The organism is Streptomyces chrestomyceticus JCM 4735 (assembly GCF_003865135.1).
Lineage (GTDB): Bacteria > Actinomycetota > Actinomycetes > Streptomycetales > Streptomycetaceae > Streptomyces > Streptomyces chrestomyceticus.
Genome location: NZ_BHZC01000001.1, coordinates 7,716,509 through 7,731,802, shown reverse-complemented (window position 1 = coordinate 7,731,802; position 15,294 = coordinate 7,716,509). Strand labels below are relative to the sequence as shown.

Here is a 15,294-nt window from a genome sequence, read left to right as displayed (position 1 = left end):
TTCTACCCGGTTTTCCGGGCGTACGTCATCAGCGCGGGTCGAAGTCCGCGGCGGCGCGCTCCGTGAAGACCCGCATCGCCTCGGCGGTCAACGGTCCGGGCATGTCACCCAGTTGGCGTCCGTCGACCCGGGTGACGGCCTGCACGTCGCGGAGCGTGGAGGTCAGGAAGACCTCGTCGGCGCGCTCCAGGACGTCCAGCGGCAGGTCGGTCTCCTTGGCGCCGGTCCACTCGACGGCCAGGGCGCGGGTGATGCCCGCCAGGCAGCCGGAGGACAGCGGCGGGGTGTGCAGCACACCGTCCAGGGCGACGAAGACGTTGGAGCCGGTGCCCTCGCAGAGCTGCCCGACGGTGTTGCCGAAGAGCGCCTCGGAGGCGCCCTCCGCACGGGCGCGGGCGAGCGCGACGACGTTCTCCCCGTACGAGGTGCTCTTCAGGCCCGCCAGCGCGCCACGCTCGTTACGGGTCCAGGGGACGGTGACGACCGCGGTGGTGTCGGGGCGGCGCGGCACCTCGCCGACCGCGACGACCAGCGTGGGGGCCGCTTCGCCCCGGTCCGAGCCGAGGGGCGAGAGGCCGCCGGTATAGGTGATGCGCAGCCGGCCGAGCGGTACGGGATTGGCCTCCAGGACGGCCGCGCAGGCCCGCCGTACCTCGTCGAGGTCGGGGTCGGGGAGGCCCAGGCCGCGGGCGGAGGCGGTGAGCCGGTCCAGGTGGCGGGTGAGGGCGAAGGCCCGCCCGTCGACGGTACGGAGCGTCTCGAAGACGCCGTCGCCGACCGTCAGGCCGTGGTCGAGGACCGAGACCCGGGCGCCCTCGGCGTCGCACAGCTCTCCGTCGAGCCAGATCTTCATGGTCGTGTCCCTCCGCCGCTCGGCTCGTGCAGGCCCGACGCTACCGCCAGCAGTCTGCGGGCCTTCAGCTCGGTCTCGTCCCACTCCCCCTCGGGGTCCGAACCCCAGGTGATGCCCGCCCCGGCGCCGAAGCGCAGAACCGGCCCCTCGGGGGCCGCGCGGTCGATCCAGAACGTACGGATGCCCACCGCCAGCTCGCCGGTGCCGCGGTCGGCGTCCACCCAGCCGATGCCGCCGCAGTACGGGCCGCGGGGCGCGGTCTCCAGCTCCTCGATGACGCGCTGCGACGCGAGCTTCGGGGCACCGGTGATGGAGCCCGCCGGGAAGGTGGCGTCGAAGAGGTCCGCCCAGCCGGTCTTCTCGTGCTCCTCCGCCAGCTCCCCGCGCACGGTGGAGACCAGGTGGACCAAGCCGGGGTGCGCCTCGATCGCGCAGAGTGCCGGGACGGTGACGGAGCCGGTGCGGCAGACCTGGCCGAGGTCGTTGCGGACCAGGTCGACGATCATCACGTTCTCCGCCCGGTCCTTGTCCCGCAGGTCCTCGGGCACCCGGCCGGTGCCCTTGATGGGGCCGGACTCGACGGTGCGCCCGGAGCGGCGCAGGAACAGCTCGGGGGAAGCGGTGGCGACCTCGGTGCCGTGCGCGGGGAGGCGGACGGTGCCCGCGTACGGGGCCGGGTTGCCGCGGGCCAGGACGGCGGACAGCGCGTCGACGTCGGCGCGCGCGGGGTCCGGCAGCGGCGCGCTGAGAATCCGGCAGAGGTTCACCTGATAGACCTCGCCGGCGGCTATGTGGGCGCGTATGCGCCGTACGCCCTCGATGTAGGCGGCGCGGTCCAGTGAACTGCGCCAGTCCCCGGGGGCCGGGCCCCGCCAGCGGGCGGGGTCGGGCGGGGGCACCGCCCCGTCCTCCCGTACGTCCCCGAAGCGCGCGCAGAGCAGACCGCCCTCGTAGTCGGCGACGACGGCCCACCACCCCGCCGAGTCCAGGGCCTCCGGATCACGGGTGACATCGCGCAGGTCAGTGGCTGTACGGCCGCCGAAACGGGCCAGCGGAGGGAGGTCGTTCACGCCATCGAGTCTATGGCTGGGGCCGGGCGCCCGCCCCGATCGGGCGAGCAGCGCAGCACGCTGCACAAACGCGTTTTTGTACTGGCCCGGGAATCCGCTAGAGTTCAACACGTCGCCGGGACGCGGAAGCGAAACGGAGACGGGGTTCCTCCCCGGACTTGGTCCGGAAAGGCACCTGCGGACGTAGCTCAGTTGGTAGAGCACCACCTTGCCAAGGTGGATGTCGCGAGTTCGAGTCTCGTCGTCCGCTCGAAGTGGGGGATCTTCCCGACCCCCGCACTCCTGGTGGAGTGGCCGAGAGGCGAGGCAACGGCCTGCAAAGCCGTCTACACGGGTTCAAATCCCGTCTCCACCTCCAAGGACGATTAGCTCAGCGGGAGAGCGCTTCCCTGACACGGAAGAGGTCACTGGTTCAATCCCAGTATCGTCCACTGGTCCGCAAGGACCGATCCCCCGGCCTTCGGGCAGGGCGGAACCCGCGCGATTAGCTCAGCGGGAGAGCGCTTCCCTGACACGGAAGAGGTCACTGGTTCAATCCCAGTATCGCGCACGCAGCACCCCGCGGCCCCCGGCCGCGGTCCCGAGGACGATTAGCTCAGCGGGAGAGCGCTTCCCTGACACGGAAGAGGTCACTGGTTCAATCCCAGTATCGTCCACACCGTAAGGCCGAGGGCCGGAGCTTCTTGCTCCGGCCCTCGGTCGTTGTGGCGTCCCGGGGCGGTCGCGGTCCCGGCTCTCAGGGGATCCCGGATCTCAGGAGGAGAAGAGCATCCGGCCGAAGCCGCGCTGTCCGTGACCGCCGTGGTGTCCGTGGTGGCCGTAGTGCCCCTGGTGCGGTGCGCCCCACGCGGGGGCGGACGGGTACGCCTGGGGGCCGGGCGGAGGCGGCGGGGCCTGCTGGGCCCACTGCGTCTCCAGGCGGGACAGCGCCTCCAGCTCCCCGTAGTCCAGGAAGATTCCCCGGCAGCCGGCGCACTGCTCGATCTGCACGCCGTTGCGGTTGTACGTCTGCATCGGTGCATGGCACTTGGGACAGTGCATGGCGCTCATCTCCTGTCAGGAGGGCGGCTCCCCGGACCGTCCGTCCGGTGGTGACGGTGTCACCCTACGGCTCCGGCCGGTCCGCCAACTCGGGTCCGGCGCAAGCCATCCGGCCGCAGGCGTCCACGACGGCCTCCTCGTCCTCGTCCAGCGCCCGGCCCGCCGCGACGGCCTTGGCGACGGCGAGTGCGGCGGTCTGGACCGTCAGGGCGCGGGCCGGGGTGTCGAGTTCCGGCCAGGGATCACCGCAAGGGCGTACGGCGGGTCCGCCGGCTGCCCGGTAGGCGCCGAGGAAGCGGGACCAGACGGCGGGGGCCAGCAGGCCGGTGGCGAACCAGGCGGCGGGGCGGGCCAGGTCCCATGCCGGGTCGCCGAGTCCCAGGTCGTCGATGTCTATGAGGAGCCAGGGGCCGTCCGGCACGGGGTGCCTGACGAGCTGTCCGAGGTGGAGGTCGCCGTGGCAGAGGACGGTCGCGCGGGGCGGCGGGGACTCGTCGCGGGCCCACGGGGGCAACTGCGTCCAGGCGCGTTCGACGGTGGTGGCGGCGCGCCGGAGGTCGGGGGCAGCTCCGGGAGCGGCCGCGGCCCGCATACGGGCCAGGGCGCGGGCTGCCTTCGCCGGGCCGCGCATCGGCGGGACCGGGCCGGGTAGCCGCGACGGCCCGACGGTGTGCAGCCGGGCGAGCAGCCGGGCCGTCTCCTCCCAGGGGGCGGCGTCGGGTACGTCCGGGGAGACCGGCCGGCCGTACGGCCAGCGCGTCGCGGGGCGGCCGTCGGGGAGCAGGGTGAGGAGGCCGCCGGGGCCGGTGACGGGCAGGGGCGGCAGCAGGATGCCGTGCAGCGCGGGGTGTGCGGCGATACGGAGCCGGACGGCCAGCCGCGCCGGGTCGCAGTCGGGAGCGTGCGCCTTGGCCACGACACGCCCGTGGCGGACGAGGGTGGCGTCGGGGCGGTCGGCGAGGAGGGTGGGGTGGCGAGCGGGATCGGGGTCGGGGCCGGAATCGGCCTCGGGATCGGGACCGGGGTCGGCCTCGGCCGCCAGGGCGGCCAGGCGGGCGATGCGGGACGCGGTCGCGGACATCGTTCCCCCCGGGCGGAGTGGTTCGCCGAGGATCGTACGCCGCCGGGCGGGGCCGGGTCCCGGACAGACCGATGGCCGGGCATCTCCCCAGATGCCCGGCCACTCGTGCCGTCCGCCGCACCCCCGTCCCCACGGGGTTGTAGGCCGGAAGATCCCCCGTCCCGGGCCGCTCTCCCAGGACCGGGGCGCCTCAGCGCCCCAGCATTCCGGCCACGGACGACGCCTGTGTCATGACGGCCTCCCAGCCGCCGAACACCACGGCGAGCAGGACCGCCAGCGGCAGCACCATGGCCACCGCGACCAGCGGATGGCGGGTACCTGAACGCCGCCCGCCGAACGCCGAGGCGGCCCTGCGCCCTTGCGTGCGGACGGCCGTGCGCCCGAAGCTGTCTGCCATCGTCCCGCTCCCCGTCGAATTGGGGCGGCGGGCGTCTGACCTCGGGGGACGAGTGCGTTCGCCCGCCGCTTGCACCCCACATTAGGGAACCGGCGGGCCCCGGGCGTCATGCCGTCGTACCGCTTGGACGGCCTACGGGAGGATGACGGTGCGCCGCGCCGCGTACTCCCCTGGGTGGAGACATCGCCCCGGAACCCCGGGTCATCCCGGAGGGGACGCCCGCCCGGCGGCCGTCTCGGACTCCTCGGCCCGCGGAACGGGATGCTCGACCAGGGCCAGCACCCGGCTGGCCATGAACCGGGCCGTCCGCACCACCGAGCCGCTGCGGGTGACTTCGCTCACTTCCACCACTCCCCTGCGCACCGCCGTCTCCACCCTGCGGCCCGCTCTGCTCGCCACCACTTCGTACGTCCGGGTCGTGTCCCCGGCGTCCACGACGATCTCGACTCGGTCACCCTTCACCGCGCCAATCCCCCTTCCGCAACGGATCATTGGGAGCACGCGCAGGCGGCCGGGCCGCGCCGCGCCCGGATTCCTGCCGCTCTTTCAGAATCCCACCCGGCACTGACAATCCGGCCGCCGACTCATGCGCGGCCTATCAGCACAGCGAGCCGTCAATCCGTAAGCTGTGCCACGTCAGACGGGACCGGGCAGCGGGGATGGACATGGCGATGATGCGGCTCCGGCGCGAGGACCCGCGTGTCGTCGGTTCGTACCGGCTGCACCGGCGGCTCGGCGCGGGCGGGATGGGTGTGGTTTATCTCGGCTCCGACAAGCGCGGACAGCGGGTGGCCCTGAAGGTCATCCGGCCGGACCTGGCCGAGGACCAGGAATTCCGGTCCCGGTTCGCCCGTGAGGTGTCGGCCGCGCGGCGGATCCGCGGCGGCTGTACGGCGCGGCTGGTGGCCGCCGACCTCGACGCGGACCGGCCGTGGTTCGCCACGCAGTACGTCCCCGGGCCCTCGCTGCACGACAAGGTCAACGACGAGGGGCCGCTGTACCCGGCGCAGGTCGCCTCGATCGGCGCCGCGCTCTCCGAGGGCCTGCTGGCGGTGCACGACGCGGGCGTGGTCCACCGCGACCTGAAGCCGTCCAACATCCTGCTGTCCCCCAAGGGCCCGCGCATCATCGACTTCGGCATCGCGTGGGCCACCGGCGCGAGCACGCTCACCCACGTCGGTACGGCGGTCGGCTCGCCCGGCTTCCTCGCGCCGGAGCAGGTGCGGGGCGCCGCGGTGACCCCGGCGACGGACATCTTCGCGCTCGGCGCCACACTCGCGTACGCCTGCACGGCGGACTCTCCCTTCGGCCAGGGCAGTTCGGAGGTCATGCTCTACCGCGTCGTCCACGAGGAGGCGCACCTGGGCGGAGTGCCGGACGCGCTGGCGCCGCTGCTGGCGGCCTGTCTGGCCAAGGACCCTGCGGACCGGCCCTCCACGCTGTCGCTGTCGCTGCGGCTGAAGGAGATCGCCGCGCGGGAGGCGCAGGGGCTGTCGTCGCCGGGCGGGCCCGGCGGCGAGGCGCTGCCCGGCGGGGCCGGGCGCGGTCGGGCCGGCCGCGGGCCGTCGTCCGAGCGTGGTGCGTCCCCGGACCGGGGGGCCGCGTCCGAGCGGAGCACTCCGGCCAGGTCCAGGCCCGTACGGCCGCAGGCGGACCGGCCGACGGGGAAGCGCGCGGAGGAGTACGCGCGGCAGCGGACGGAGCGGCGGCCGGCCGGCACGCCCACGCCGCGTCCGCAGGCGCCGCGCGGCGGTGTGCCGGGGCGCGGGAGCGCGCCCGGCCGCCCTCAGTCGGCCCCGGGGCCGCTCCGGCGGGGCCTCCGGGAGATGCCGCGCCGAAGTCCCGTGGCGGCAGGCGGCCGTCCGTACCGGGTGCACGTACCTCTGGACGTAACGGTTCTCGTCCGGCGCGGGCGCCCCGCACGGGGGCGCGGACCTCGCCCGGCGGACGCAGGCCAGGGCCCGACCGGCGGTTGCTGCGGCAGCGGATCATCGTGTTCATCACGGTGACGTTGCTGGTCGCGTTGGGGATCGCGGCGGCCCAGGGGTGTCAGGGCCCGGCCCGGGGCATGGGCGCCGAGCGGTCCGTGGTCACGTCCTCGGCCGTGGAGCCGTCGGCGGAGCCCTGGCGGGGTTGACCTCGCCTAACGGGTGGGCGAGCCGCCCGTTTCCCCTCGCCCCGCCGTCACCGCGTAGAACGCCACCGCTGCCGCCGCCCCCACATTGAGGGAGTCGACGTCGTGGGCCATCGGGATGCGGACCCAGGTGTCGGCGGCCCGCAGGGCCTGCGGAGTGAGGCCGTCGCCTTCGGCGCCGAGCAGCAGGGCCGCGCGGTCCAGGCGGTGGGGCGCCACCTCGTCCAGGGGGACGGCCGTGGCGTCCGGGGTGAGGGCCAGGAGGGGGAAGCCTGCCGCGCGGACCGTTTCGAGGTCGCGGGGCCAGTTCTCCAGGCGGGCGTACGGGACGGCGAAGACCGCGCCCATGGAGACCTTCACCGAGCGCCGGTAGAGCGGGTCGGCGCAGTCCGGGGAGAGCAGGACGGCGTCCATGCCGAGGGCGGCGGCGCTGCGGAAGATCGCGCCGATATTGGTGTGGTCGTTCACGGCTTCCATGACCGCGATCCGGCGGGTGCCGGGACGGGCCAGGAGTTCGGCGGCCGTGGGCAGGGGCTTGCGGGCCATGGACGCCAGGGCGCCGCGGTGGACGTGGTAGCCCGTCACGCGTTCGGCGAGGGCCGGGCTGACCACGTACACGGGGGCCTGGACCTCGTCGATGACGTCGCGCATGACGTCGACCCACTTGGCGGACAGCAGCATCGAGCGCATCGCGTAACCGGCGTGCTCGGCGCGCCGGATGACCTTCTCGCCCTCCGCGATGAACAGGCCCTCGGCCGGTTCGCGGCGGCGGCGCAGTTCGACGTCGGTCAGACCGGTGTAGTCGCTGAGCCTCGGGTCGTCCGGGTCGTCGACGGTGATGATGTCAGCCACGGGGTGGGTGCCTTGTCGGTGGTGGGCCGGAAGAGGCCGGCCAGGGGGAGCTGGAGACGGGTCAGGCGGGGTTCACGGCGACGACGTCGCCGATGACGATGACGGCCGGCGGGCGGACGCCTTCGGCCCGTACCGTCTCGCCGAGGGTGCCGAGGGTGGCGTCCACCCGGCGCTGGGCCGCGGTGGTGCCTTCCTGGACGACGGCGACGGGGGTGTCGGCGCCGCGTCCGTGGGCGATGAGCGTGGCGGCGATGGCGCCGCTGTTCTCGACGCCCATGAGGACGACGACGGTGCCGCGCAGGCGGGCCAAGGCGGACCAGTCGACGGTGGAGCGCTCGTCGTCGGGCGCGACATGGCCGCTGACGACGGTGAACTCCTGGGCGACACCGCGGTGGGTGACGGGGATGCCGGCGGCGGAGGGCACGCTGATGGAGCTGGAGATGCCGGGGACGACGGTGCAGGGGATGCCGGCCTCGGCGAGGGCCTGGAGCTCCTCCATGCCGCGGCCGAAGACGTACGGGTCGCCGCCCTTGAGGCGGACCACGGCCTTCCCGGCGCGGGCGTGCTCTATCAGGGCGTTGTTGATGGCCTCCTGGGCCATGAACCGGCCGTACGGGATCTTCGCGGCGTCGATGACCTCGACGTGCGGCGGGAGTTCGGCGAGCAGGTCGCGCGGGCCGAGCCGGTCGGCGATGACCACGTCGGCCTCGGCGAGCAGCCGGCGGCCGCGCACGGTGATCAGGTCGGGGTCGCCGGGGCCGCCGCCGACCAGGGCGACACCGGTGGCGCGGGCACGGTGGTGCGGGGCGGCGAGGGTGCCGTCGCGCAGGCCCTCGACGATGGCGTCCCGTACGGCGGCGGAGCGGCGCGGGTCGCGGCCGGTGAGGACGGCGACGGTGACGCCCTCGCTGCGGCCGGTGGCCGGGGTCCAGGCGGTGGCGGCCTCGGCGTCGTCGGAGCGGACGCACCACACCCGGCGGTCCTCGGCCTCCTGGGAGGCGGCCTCGTTGGCCTCGGGGTCGTCGGTGGAGATCAGCGCGTACCAGGCGTCCGCGAGGTCCCCGGACTCGTACCGGCGGCGCTCCCAGCGGATCTCGCCGGTGTCGGCCATCGCCTCGACGGACGGCTTGGCGGACGGCGAGATCAACAGGACGTCGGCGCCCGCGGCGACCAGGGAGGGCAGCCGGCGCTGGGCGACCTGGCCGCCGCCGAGGACGACCACGCGGCGGCCGGACAGGCGCAGTCCGACGGGGTAGGCGGCGTGTTCGGCGTGCTCGGCCATGGCGGTAGGGCTCCTTGTGCGGTGGCGCGGGGCGCTGTGGTACGGGCAGCGCTCGCGGGCGGGGGAACGGGGACGCGTTCGCCGCTACGGCGCTGGAGCGGCTGGCGGGCGGGGCGGCTCGGCCCCGGGGTTCCGTACCTGGTGAGAGGGTACGGGCCCGGCCCACAGCCTATGTGGCTGCGGGCCGGGGGTCATGCTCAGGGCCGATGGCCGGGGTCAGGTCTTCTCCGTGACTCCGGCGGAGTCGAAGGTGGCGACCTCGTGCATGGCGCGGGCGGCGCTCTGCACGACGGGCAGCGCCAGCAGGGCGCCGGTGCCCTCACCGAGCCGCAGGTCGAGGTCGACCAGCGGGCGCAGTCCGAGCTTGTTGAGCGCGGCGACATGGCCGGGCTCGGCGCTGCGGTGACCGGCGATGCAGGCGGCCAGCGCCTCGGGGGCGATGGCGCGGGCCACCAGGGCGGCGGCTCCGGCGCTGACGCCGTCCAGGATCACCGGCGTACGCAGCGAGGCGCCGCCGAGGATCAAGCCGGCCATCGCCGCGTGCTCCAGGCCGCCGACCGCGGCGAGGACGCCGATGGGGTCGGCGGGGTCGGGGCGGTGCAGCTCCAGGCCGCGGCGGACCACGTCGACCTTGCGGGCGTGCGTCTCGTCGTTGATGCCGGTGCCGCGGCCGGTGACCTCGGCGGGGTCGGTCTCGGTGTAGACGGAGATCAGGGCGGCCGAGGTGGTGGTGTTGGCGATGCCCATCTCGCCGGTGATCAGCGCCTTGTTCCCGGCGGCCACCAGGTCGCGGGCGGTCTCGATGCCCACTTCGAGGGCGCGCAGCACCTCTTCGTGGCTCATCGCGGGGCCGACGGTGAAGTCGGCGGTGCCCGGCCGGATCTTGCGCGGCAGCAGACCCGGGGTGGTCGGCAGGTCGGCGGCCACGCCCACGTCCACGACGCAGACCTCGGCGCCCACCTGGTTGGCGAAGGCGTTGCAGACCGCGCCGCCGCCCAGGAAGTTGGCGACCATCTGCGCGGTCACCTCCTGGGGCCAGGGGGTGACGCCCTGGGCGTGCACGCCGTGGTCGCCCGCGAAGACGGCGACGGCGGCCGGCTCCGGGATCGGCGGCGGGCACTTGCGGGACAGGCCGCACAACTGCGCGGAGATGATCTCCAGCATGCCGAGGGCGCCCGCGGGCTTGGTCATCCGCTTCTGGCGCTCCCACGCCTCACCGAGCGCCTTGGCGTCCAGCGGGCGGATGCCCTGGAGGGTCTCCTGGAGGAGGTCGGCGGGCGCCTCGCCGGGCAGGGCGCGGCGGCCGTACGTCTCCTCGTGGACGACCCAGGACAGCGGGCGGCGCTTGGCCCAGCCGGCCTGCATCAGCTCGGGCTCGTCGGGGAACTCGTCGACGAATCCGACGCAGAGGTACGCGACGACCTCCAGGTGGTCGGGCAGGCCCAGCTCGCGGACCATCTCGCGCTCGTCGAAGAAGCTGACCCAGCCGACGCCCAGGCCCTCGGCGCGGGCCGCCAGCCACAGGTTCTCCACCGCGAGGGCGGAGCTGTACGGGGCCATCTGGGGCTGGGTGTGGCGGCCGAGGGTGTGCCGGCCGCCGCGGGTCGAGTCGGCGGTCACCACGATGTTGACCGGCGTTTCGAGGATGGCCTCGATCTTCAGCTCGCGGAACTGCTTGGCGCGGGCCTTCGGCAGCGACTTCGCGTACGCCTCGCGCTGCGCGGCGGCGAGCTGGTGCATCCGTTCCCGGGTCTCCTGGGAGCGGATGACGACGAAGTCCCAGGGCTGGGAGTGGCCGACGCTGGGGGCGGTGTGGGCCGCCTCCAGGACGCGCAGCAGCACCTCGTTGGGGATGGGGTCGGGGCGGAAGCCGTTGCGGATGTCGCGGCGTTCGCGCATGACGCGGTGCACGGCGGCCCGCTCGGAGTCGTCGTAGCCGGTGGCGGGAGGAGTGGTGGGCACGGCCGGGGCGGCGGCGGGGCCGGGCTCCGCGTCTGCTCCCGTGCCGGCTTCCGCGGCGGGGGCCTCGGTGGGCTGCGCCTGCTCCTGGGGGGCGTCCATCGGGGCGGCCGTGGCCTCGGGATCCGGTGCCGTGTCCGTACCGTCCTGGTCGTCGCCGAGCTGGACGAGTTCGGAGGCGTCCTGCTCCGGGGCCGGCCGGTCGGCGGCGTCCTCCGGCACTTCGGCCTCGGCGGCCTGGACGGCCTCGGCCGCAGGGGCTTCCTCCGCCACCGGGGTGGCCTGAGCCTGCTCGGGGGCCGGGGCCGCCTCCGCAGGGGCCTCGGGGGCCTGCTGCTCCGGGGATACCGGGGCGGCGGCCTGCCCGTCGTCCGTGGGCACGGCCTCGGCGGCCGGGGCCTGCGCGTCGGCGGCCGGAGCGGCCTCGGGCACGTCGGCCTGCTGCTGCTCGGCGACCGCCACCGGTGCGTCGGCTGCCTGCGGCTGCGGCTCTCCGGCCGGGGCCGCGGCCTCCTGTGGTACGTCGGTCACGGGCACAGCGGCCTGCTCCTGCTCAGGTACGGCCTGTACTTGCTCCGCCACGGCCTGCTCCTGCTCAGGTACGGCCGGGACGGCTTCGGCCTCCACGGGGGCCGCGGGCGGCTCCGTACCGGCCGCGGTTTCCCGAGCCTCGGCCGCGCTCTCCACCGGCTCGGCGGCCGGGGCGGCGGGTGCCTCTTCGGCGACCTGTATGGGCTGCGGCACCTGGGCCGGTTCCGCGGGCTGCGCGCCGTCGGCCGAACCCGTGGCGTGCGTCGTCACCCCCGCGTCGGTCACGTCCTGGACCGGCTCCCCCGGCTGCGTACCCGCGGCTTCCGGGACCGGCTGTCCGGCCGGTACGGGCTGCTCCGCCACCACGGGCTCGGCCGTCACGGCCTCCGCCACCACGGGCTCCGCCGCCTGCTCGCCGCCGACGGCGTCCGTCTGCGGCGCGGCTTCCTCCGGTGCGGCTTCCGGAGCGGCCTCCGGCATACCCTCGGCGCCTTCCGGAGCGACCTCCGGCTGCGCCACCGGAGCGACGGCTGCGGCCGCCTCGACCTGCGCCTCGCCCGACTCCGCCGTCACATCCGCAACCGCAGCCTCCTCAGCACCGCGATCGACCGATTCTGCAACCGGAGCGGCGTCCGGAACCGGAGCCTCGACCACATCCGCAGCCTCGGCCACGTCCGCAGCCTCGGCCACATCGGCAGCCGGTGCCTCCCCGGCAACCGCGGCCGCGTCCGGAACAGCCTGAACCGCCGCAGCGGCCTGCGCGGCGACCGGTGCCACCGGGGCCGCCTGCGCCGGAGCGCTGTCCCAGGACGGAACCTGCGCGGGCATCTGCGCGGGCACCTGCGCCGGCATCTGCACGGGAATCTCGCCGAGCTGCGGCCCGGGCAGCGATGACGTGCCGGAGGCCGCGTAGACCTCGGCGGCGGACGCCTGCCGTGCGGCGGGGGCGGCAGCGGGGGCTTCCGGCTGCTGTGCTCCCTCCTCGACGTCCAGGTACTCGGGGCCGGTCGTCGGCGGACCGGGGTTGCCGCGCACCGGGGTGCTCGGCGGCGTGCCGGCCGGGCCGCGGTCGGCGAGCGAGCGGACCACTCCGCCGGTCGCGTCGGGCACCGGCGGGCCCATGTGCAGGGGGCGGCGCGGCGGCGCGGGGGCCTGCTGCGGCGCGGCGGGCGGCGGTACGCGTACGCCGCCCAGGTCGACGGAGGCGGAGTCGCGGCCGCCGCTCTCGTGGTCGCCGGCCTCCGGCGGCACCGGCTCGTACGCCATGGCGCCGAGCGGCGCGGAGTCGTACGGCCCGGCCTGCTCGGGCACGGTCTGCTGGGGCGCCGGCTGGGCCTGCTGCGGATACTGCGGCTGGTGGTGCTGCTGCTCGCTGCCCCAGGCGCCCTGGGCGCCCGGCATCAGCAGCAGGTCGTCGTCCTCGGTGCCCGCGTCGGCGGGGTCCAGGAAGGTGTACGCGTCGGGCGCCTGGGGCGTCCCCGGCGGCTGCGTCGGGCCGGCATCGGCAGGCGGGGGAACGGCCGCCGGCTGCGGCTGTCCGGGCTGTGCGCCTGCGTTCTCCGGCAGTCCCTCGCCCGGGACCTGGCCGGTGTCGGTCATGCGTACCCCTCGCCCATTGGTAGTGCTCCTTCCAACCGCTCGTGCGACGCGCTCCACCGCGGCGCGCCGACCGCCCCTGTAGCTAGAACGAGCGAGCGCGCCTCGCGGCACGTCCGCCCTTGAGTGCTTCATTTACGGCCAAAACCACAGCATGTTCCGGATATTGGCGTACGAAACCGAACGTGGGGCGGCGGCGCAACGATCCGCCAGCCTACCCCGCGCCGGTTGCGGGCCGGGTCACGGGTGAGCAACCCGGTAGCCACTGAGCAGGAAGACGACGGCGCGTTCCCGCTCGACCCAGGCGGAGGTGTCCAGTTCGACGGACTGGAGCAGCGCGCACTCGGTCTCGTAGCCGCCGTCGGCCAGCGCGCGGCCGATCGCCTCGGCCTCGTCGCGGGTCGACGCGTGCGTCACGATGCGCTCGGGCCGGCGGGCCGCGCAGGCGGTGACCACCGCCGCTCCCCCGCCGCCGACCCGCACGACGTCCGGTTCCGGCAGGTCCTCCAGCACCTGGGGCGCCTGCCCCTGGACGACCTGGAGCTGGACGCCGTACCGGCGGGCGACCGCCGCGGTGCGTTCGCAGGCGTCCGGGTCGGCGTCGACGGCGATGATGGCGGCGCCGAAGCGCGCCGCTTCGACGGCGGCGGCGCCGCTGCCCGCGCCGATGTCCCAGACGAGGTCTCCGGGCCGGGGCCCGAGGCGGGCGAGCTGGGCGCTGCGCAACTGGACGGATTCCCCCTCGTCCAGGACGCCGCCGTACGCCTGTGCGGGCAGCCCCCAGCCGCGCGGCGGCGACGGGTAGGCGACGTCGCGCCCCGCGAGCCAGCCGCTGCCCTGGGTGGCGGCGTTGGCGCCGCCGACGACGATGACGACGTTGGGGTCGCGCCATACGTGGTCGGCAACCTTGTCGGAGGTGAGGACCGTCACCCGCTCGCGCGCGGTGCCCAGTTCCTCGCAGATGACGAAGGTGCGGTGGACGCCGTCCAGCAGCAGGGCGAGTTCGGCGGGACCGGCGCCTGGCGCGGTGAGTACCGCGACCTTGGTGTGTGCGCGGCAGACGTTGACCGCCCGTCGCAGGTCGCGGCTGTGGGCGACGACGATCTGGGCGTCGTCCCAGGGCATCCCGGCGCGGGCGAAGGCGGCCGCGACGGACGAGACGGCGGGCACCACCTCGACTTCCAGGCCGTGCTCGGGTGCTCGCAGGGTCCGTACGACACCGAAGAAGCCGGGGTCGCCGTCGGCGAGCACCACGGCGGTGCCGCGGTGCTGGGCGATGCGGCGGGCGGCCAGGCCCACGCTGCCGAGCCGGATGTGTTCGGCGTGCGGGGGCACTTCGGGCAGGGCGAGGTGGTGGGCGGCGCCGGCCACCAGGGTCGCCGCGCCGAGGGCGGAGCGGGCGGCGGCGGTCAACGGCGAACCGTCCCACCCGATCACCGTGACCCGGTCGGCCATCGTCGTCAGTCTCCTGAACTTCGCTTGCTACGGAACAGGGCAGGGCAATACGGGACAGAACTGCGGAACGCTGCACTCTCGCGGACACGCCGGGCGTCTCGCGCGGCGGCGGTCAGCCGCTCACGGCGTCCGGCGGGCAGGCCGAGACTACCCCGAGAGGTCCGGACCACAGCGAGGCGGGCCGGGGCAGCAGTGGCCGGAACCGCCCGGTCACGCGGGCCGCCGGGCCGTGTCCGCCGCGCGGGCCCCGGCGGGCCGGGTCACGGCACCGGCTCTCAGTTCCACTCGGGATAGGCGAAGCCGTTGGCGTCGGCCATCCGGCCCGGTACGCCGTCGAGGTCCTCGGGCAGCAGGCTCCACACGATCAGGTCCGTACGGATGTCCGCCCAGCCGCCGTCCTCGGTGCGCGAGCGGGCTATCCAGGCGTTGCGCAGCACGCCCTCGCTGATGCAGCCGACCTTCTGGGCGACCTGCTGGGCGGCGGTGTTGTCGGCGGCGGTGCGCAGCTCGACCCGTTCGAACTTCTGGTCCCTGAAGAGCCACTGCGCGACGGCCAGGACGGATTCGGAGGCGTAGCCCTCGCCGCGCGCCCAGGGGGCGGTGACGTAGGCGATCTCGGTACTCAGGATGCGCCAGTCGGTGCGGTCGAGTTCGACCGTGCCGACCAGGCGCTGGGTGAGGAACTCGGTGACGGCGAAGGCGATGCCGCGGCCTTCGGTGCGGACCGCGGCGGACCGGCGGGTGGCCCAGTCACGGGCGGTGTCGGTGGTGTACGGCTGCGGCCGCGCGGTCCAGGCGGCGGTCAGCTCGTCGTTCATCATCTCGGTGAGCGCGGGCACGTCGGCCTCTTCGAAAGGGCGAAGCACCAACCGATCCGTGCTGATGGAGATGTCCGGAAAGGTGGATGTCATGCCGCTGCTCCAACGCCGTTGACCGTGCTGCTCCGAAGTTCGGGCCCTGTTGACCGTCTTGAGTGCACCAGGATGCAGCATCCGACCGGGGATGTGCCACGCACGCGGGCCCCGGTGGCGCACGGAGCGCTC

General features: G+C 74.8%; 12 protein-coding genes and 5 tRNA genes. 6 read left to right on the top strand and 11 right to left on the bottom strand.

The genetic code is table 11. From position 1 onward, the window contains the following. Positions 1–28 precede the first annotated feature (28 nt). Together EJG53_RS33905 and EJG53_RS33900 are read right to left on the bottom strand one after the other, a co-directional pair. Entirely contained in the window at positions 29–853 is an 825-nt protein-coding gene (locus EJG53_RS33905; protein WP_125048109.1) for an aminotransferase class IV, read from the bottom strand. Continuing rightward, positions 850–1,923 (bottom strand): chorismate-binding protein, encoded by a 1,074-nt coding sequence (locus EJG53_RS33900; RefSeq protein ID WP_167515205.1) that lies wholly within the window; start codon positions 1,921–1,923, stop codon positions 850–852. Before EJG53_RS33900 ends, EJG53_RS33905 begins: the two co-directional genes overlap by 4 nt. A gap of 177 nt (positions 1,924–2,100) precedes the next feature. Here EJG53_RS33900 and EJG53_RS33895 point away from each other — a divergent pair. The 5 genes from EJG53_RS33895 to EJG53_RS33875 all read left to right on the top strand — a co-directional run bounded on the left by EJG53_RS33895 (position 2,101) and on the right by EJG53_RS33875 (position 2,579). Beyond that, positions 2,101–2,173 (top strand) — tRNA-Gly (locus tag EJG53_RS33895). Positions 2,174–2,207: 34 nt separating this feature from the next. Continuing rightward, a tRNA-Cys gene (locus EJG53_RS33890) sits at positions 2,208–2,281 on the top strand. Between the two features lies 1 nt (position 2,282). Further along, positions 2,283–2,354, top strand: a tRNA-Val gene (locus tag EJG53_RS33885). A gap of 47 nt (positions 2,355–2,401) precedes the next feature. Then, positions 2,402–2,473: transfer RNA gene (locus EJG53_RS33880), tRNA-Val, on the top strand. A 34-nt stretch (positions 2,474–2,507) separates the two neighbouring features. Continuing rightward, positions 2,508–2,579 (top strand) — tRNA-Val (locus tag EJG53_RS33875). 97 nt (positions 2,580–2,676) lie between these two features. Here EJG53_RS33875 and EJG53_RS33870 read toward each other — a convergent pair. From EJG53_RS33870 to EJG53_RS33855, 4 genes are all read right to left on the bottom strand, one after another. Further along, complete coding sequence (locus tag EJG53_RS33870) at positions 2,677–2,964, bottom strand: TFIIB-type zinc ribbon-containing protein (protein ID WP_125048107.1); 288 nt, start codon at positions 2,962–2,964, stop codon at positions 2,677–2,679. Between the two features lie 64 nt (positions 2,965–3,028). Next, on the bottom strand, positions 3,029–4,045 hold the full coding sequence (locus tag EJG53_RS33865; RefSeq protein ID WP_125048106.1) for a phosphotransferase: 1,017 nt from the start codon (positions 4,043–4,045) through the stop codon (positions 3,029–3,031). Positions 4,046–4,235: 190 nt separating this feature from the next. Next, positions 4,236–4,442 carry a hypothetical protein gene (locus tag EJG53_RS33860; RefSeq protein ID WP_125048105.1) on the bottom strand — a complete coding sequence of 69 codons (207 nt, stop codon included), beginning with the start codon at positions 4,440–4,442 and terminating at the stop codon, positions 4,236–4,238. A gap of 201 nt (positions 4,443–4,643) precedes the next feature. Further along, a complete protein-coding gene (locus tag EJG53_RS33855) occupies positions 4,644–4,904 on the bottom strand; it encodes a hypothetical protein (protein ID WP_030017271.1) in 261 nt (86 codons plus the stop codon). 203 nt (positions 4,905–5,107) lie between these two features. Between EJG53_RS33855 and EJG53_RS33850 the strand changes: the two genes are divergently transcribed. Continuing rightward, on the top strand, positions 5,108–6,451 hold the full coding sequence (locus EJG53_RS33850) for a serine/threonine-protein kinase (RefSeq protein ID WP_371858819.1): 1,344 nt from the start codon (positions 5,108–5,110) through the stop codon (positions 6,449–6,451). A 134-nt stretch (positions 6,452–6,585) separates the two neighbouring features. On the opposite strand, the gene EJG53_RS33845 is transcribed toward EJG53_RS33850, so the two are convergent. The 5 genes from EJG53_RS33845 to EJG53_RS33825 all read right to left on the bottom strand — a co-directional run bounded on the left by EJG53_RS33845 (position 6,586) and on the right by EJG53_RS33825 (position 15,162). Further along, on the bottom strand, positions 6,586–7,428 hold the full coding sequence (locus tag EJG53_RS33845; protein ID WP_125048104.1) for a TrmH family RNA methyltransferase: 843 nt from the start codon (positions 7,426–7,428) through the stop codon (positions 6,586–6,588). A gap of 61 nt (positions 7,429–7,489) precedes the next feature. Further along, positions 7,490–8,710 carry a uroporphyrinogen-III C-methyltransferase gene (cobA, locus tag EJG53_RS33840; RefSeq protein WP_125048103.1) on the bottom strand — a complete coding sequence of 407 codons (1,221 nt, stop codon included), beginning with the start codon at positions 8,708–8,710 and terminating at the stop codon, positions 7,490–7,492. Between the two features lie 216 nt (positions 8,711–8,926). Next, positions 8,927–12,799 carry a nicotinate-nucleotide--dimethylbenzimidazole phosphoribosyltransferase gene (gene cobT / locus EJG53_RS33835; RefSeq protein WP_125048102.1) on the bottom strand — a complete coding sequence of 1,291 codons (3,873 nt, stop codon included), beginning with the start codon at positions 12,797–12,799 and terminating at the stop codon, positions 8,927–8,929. Between the two features lie 237 nt (positions 12,800–13,036). Further along, positions 13,037–14,251, bottom strand: a complete 1,215-nt coding sequence (gene cbiE / locus EJG53_RS33830; protein ID WP_125048101.1) for a precorrin-6y C5,15-methyltransferase (decarboxylating) subunit CbiE — start codon at positions 14,249–14,251, stop codon at positions 13,037–13,039. A 275-nt stretch (positions 14,252–14,526) separates the two neighbouring features. Next, positions 14,527–15,162 carry a GNAT family N-acetyltransferase gene (locus tag EJG53_RS33825; protein ID WP_030017278.1) on the bottom strand — a complete coding sequence of 212 codons (636 nt, stop codon included), beginning with the start codon at positions 15,160–15,162 and terminating at the stop codon, positions 14,527–14,529. Between the last annotated feature and the right edge of the window lie 132 nt (positions 15,163–15,294).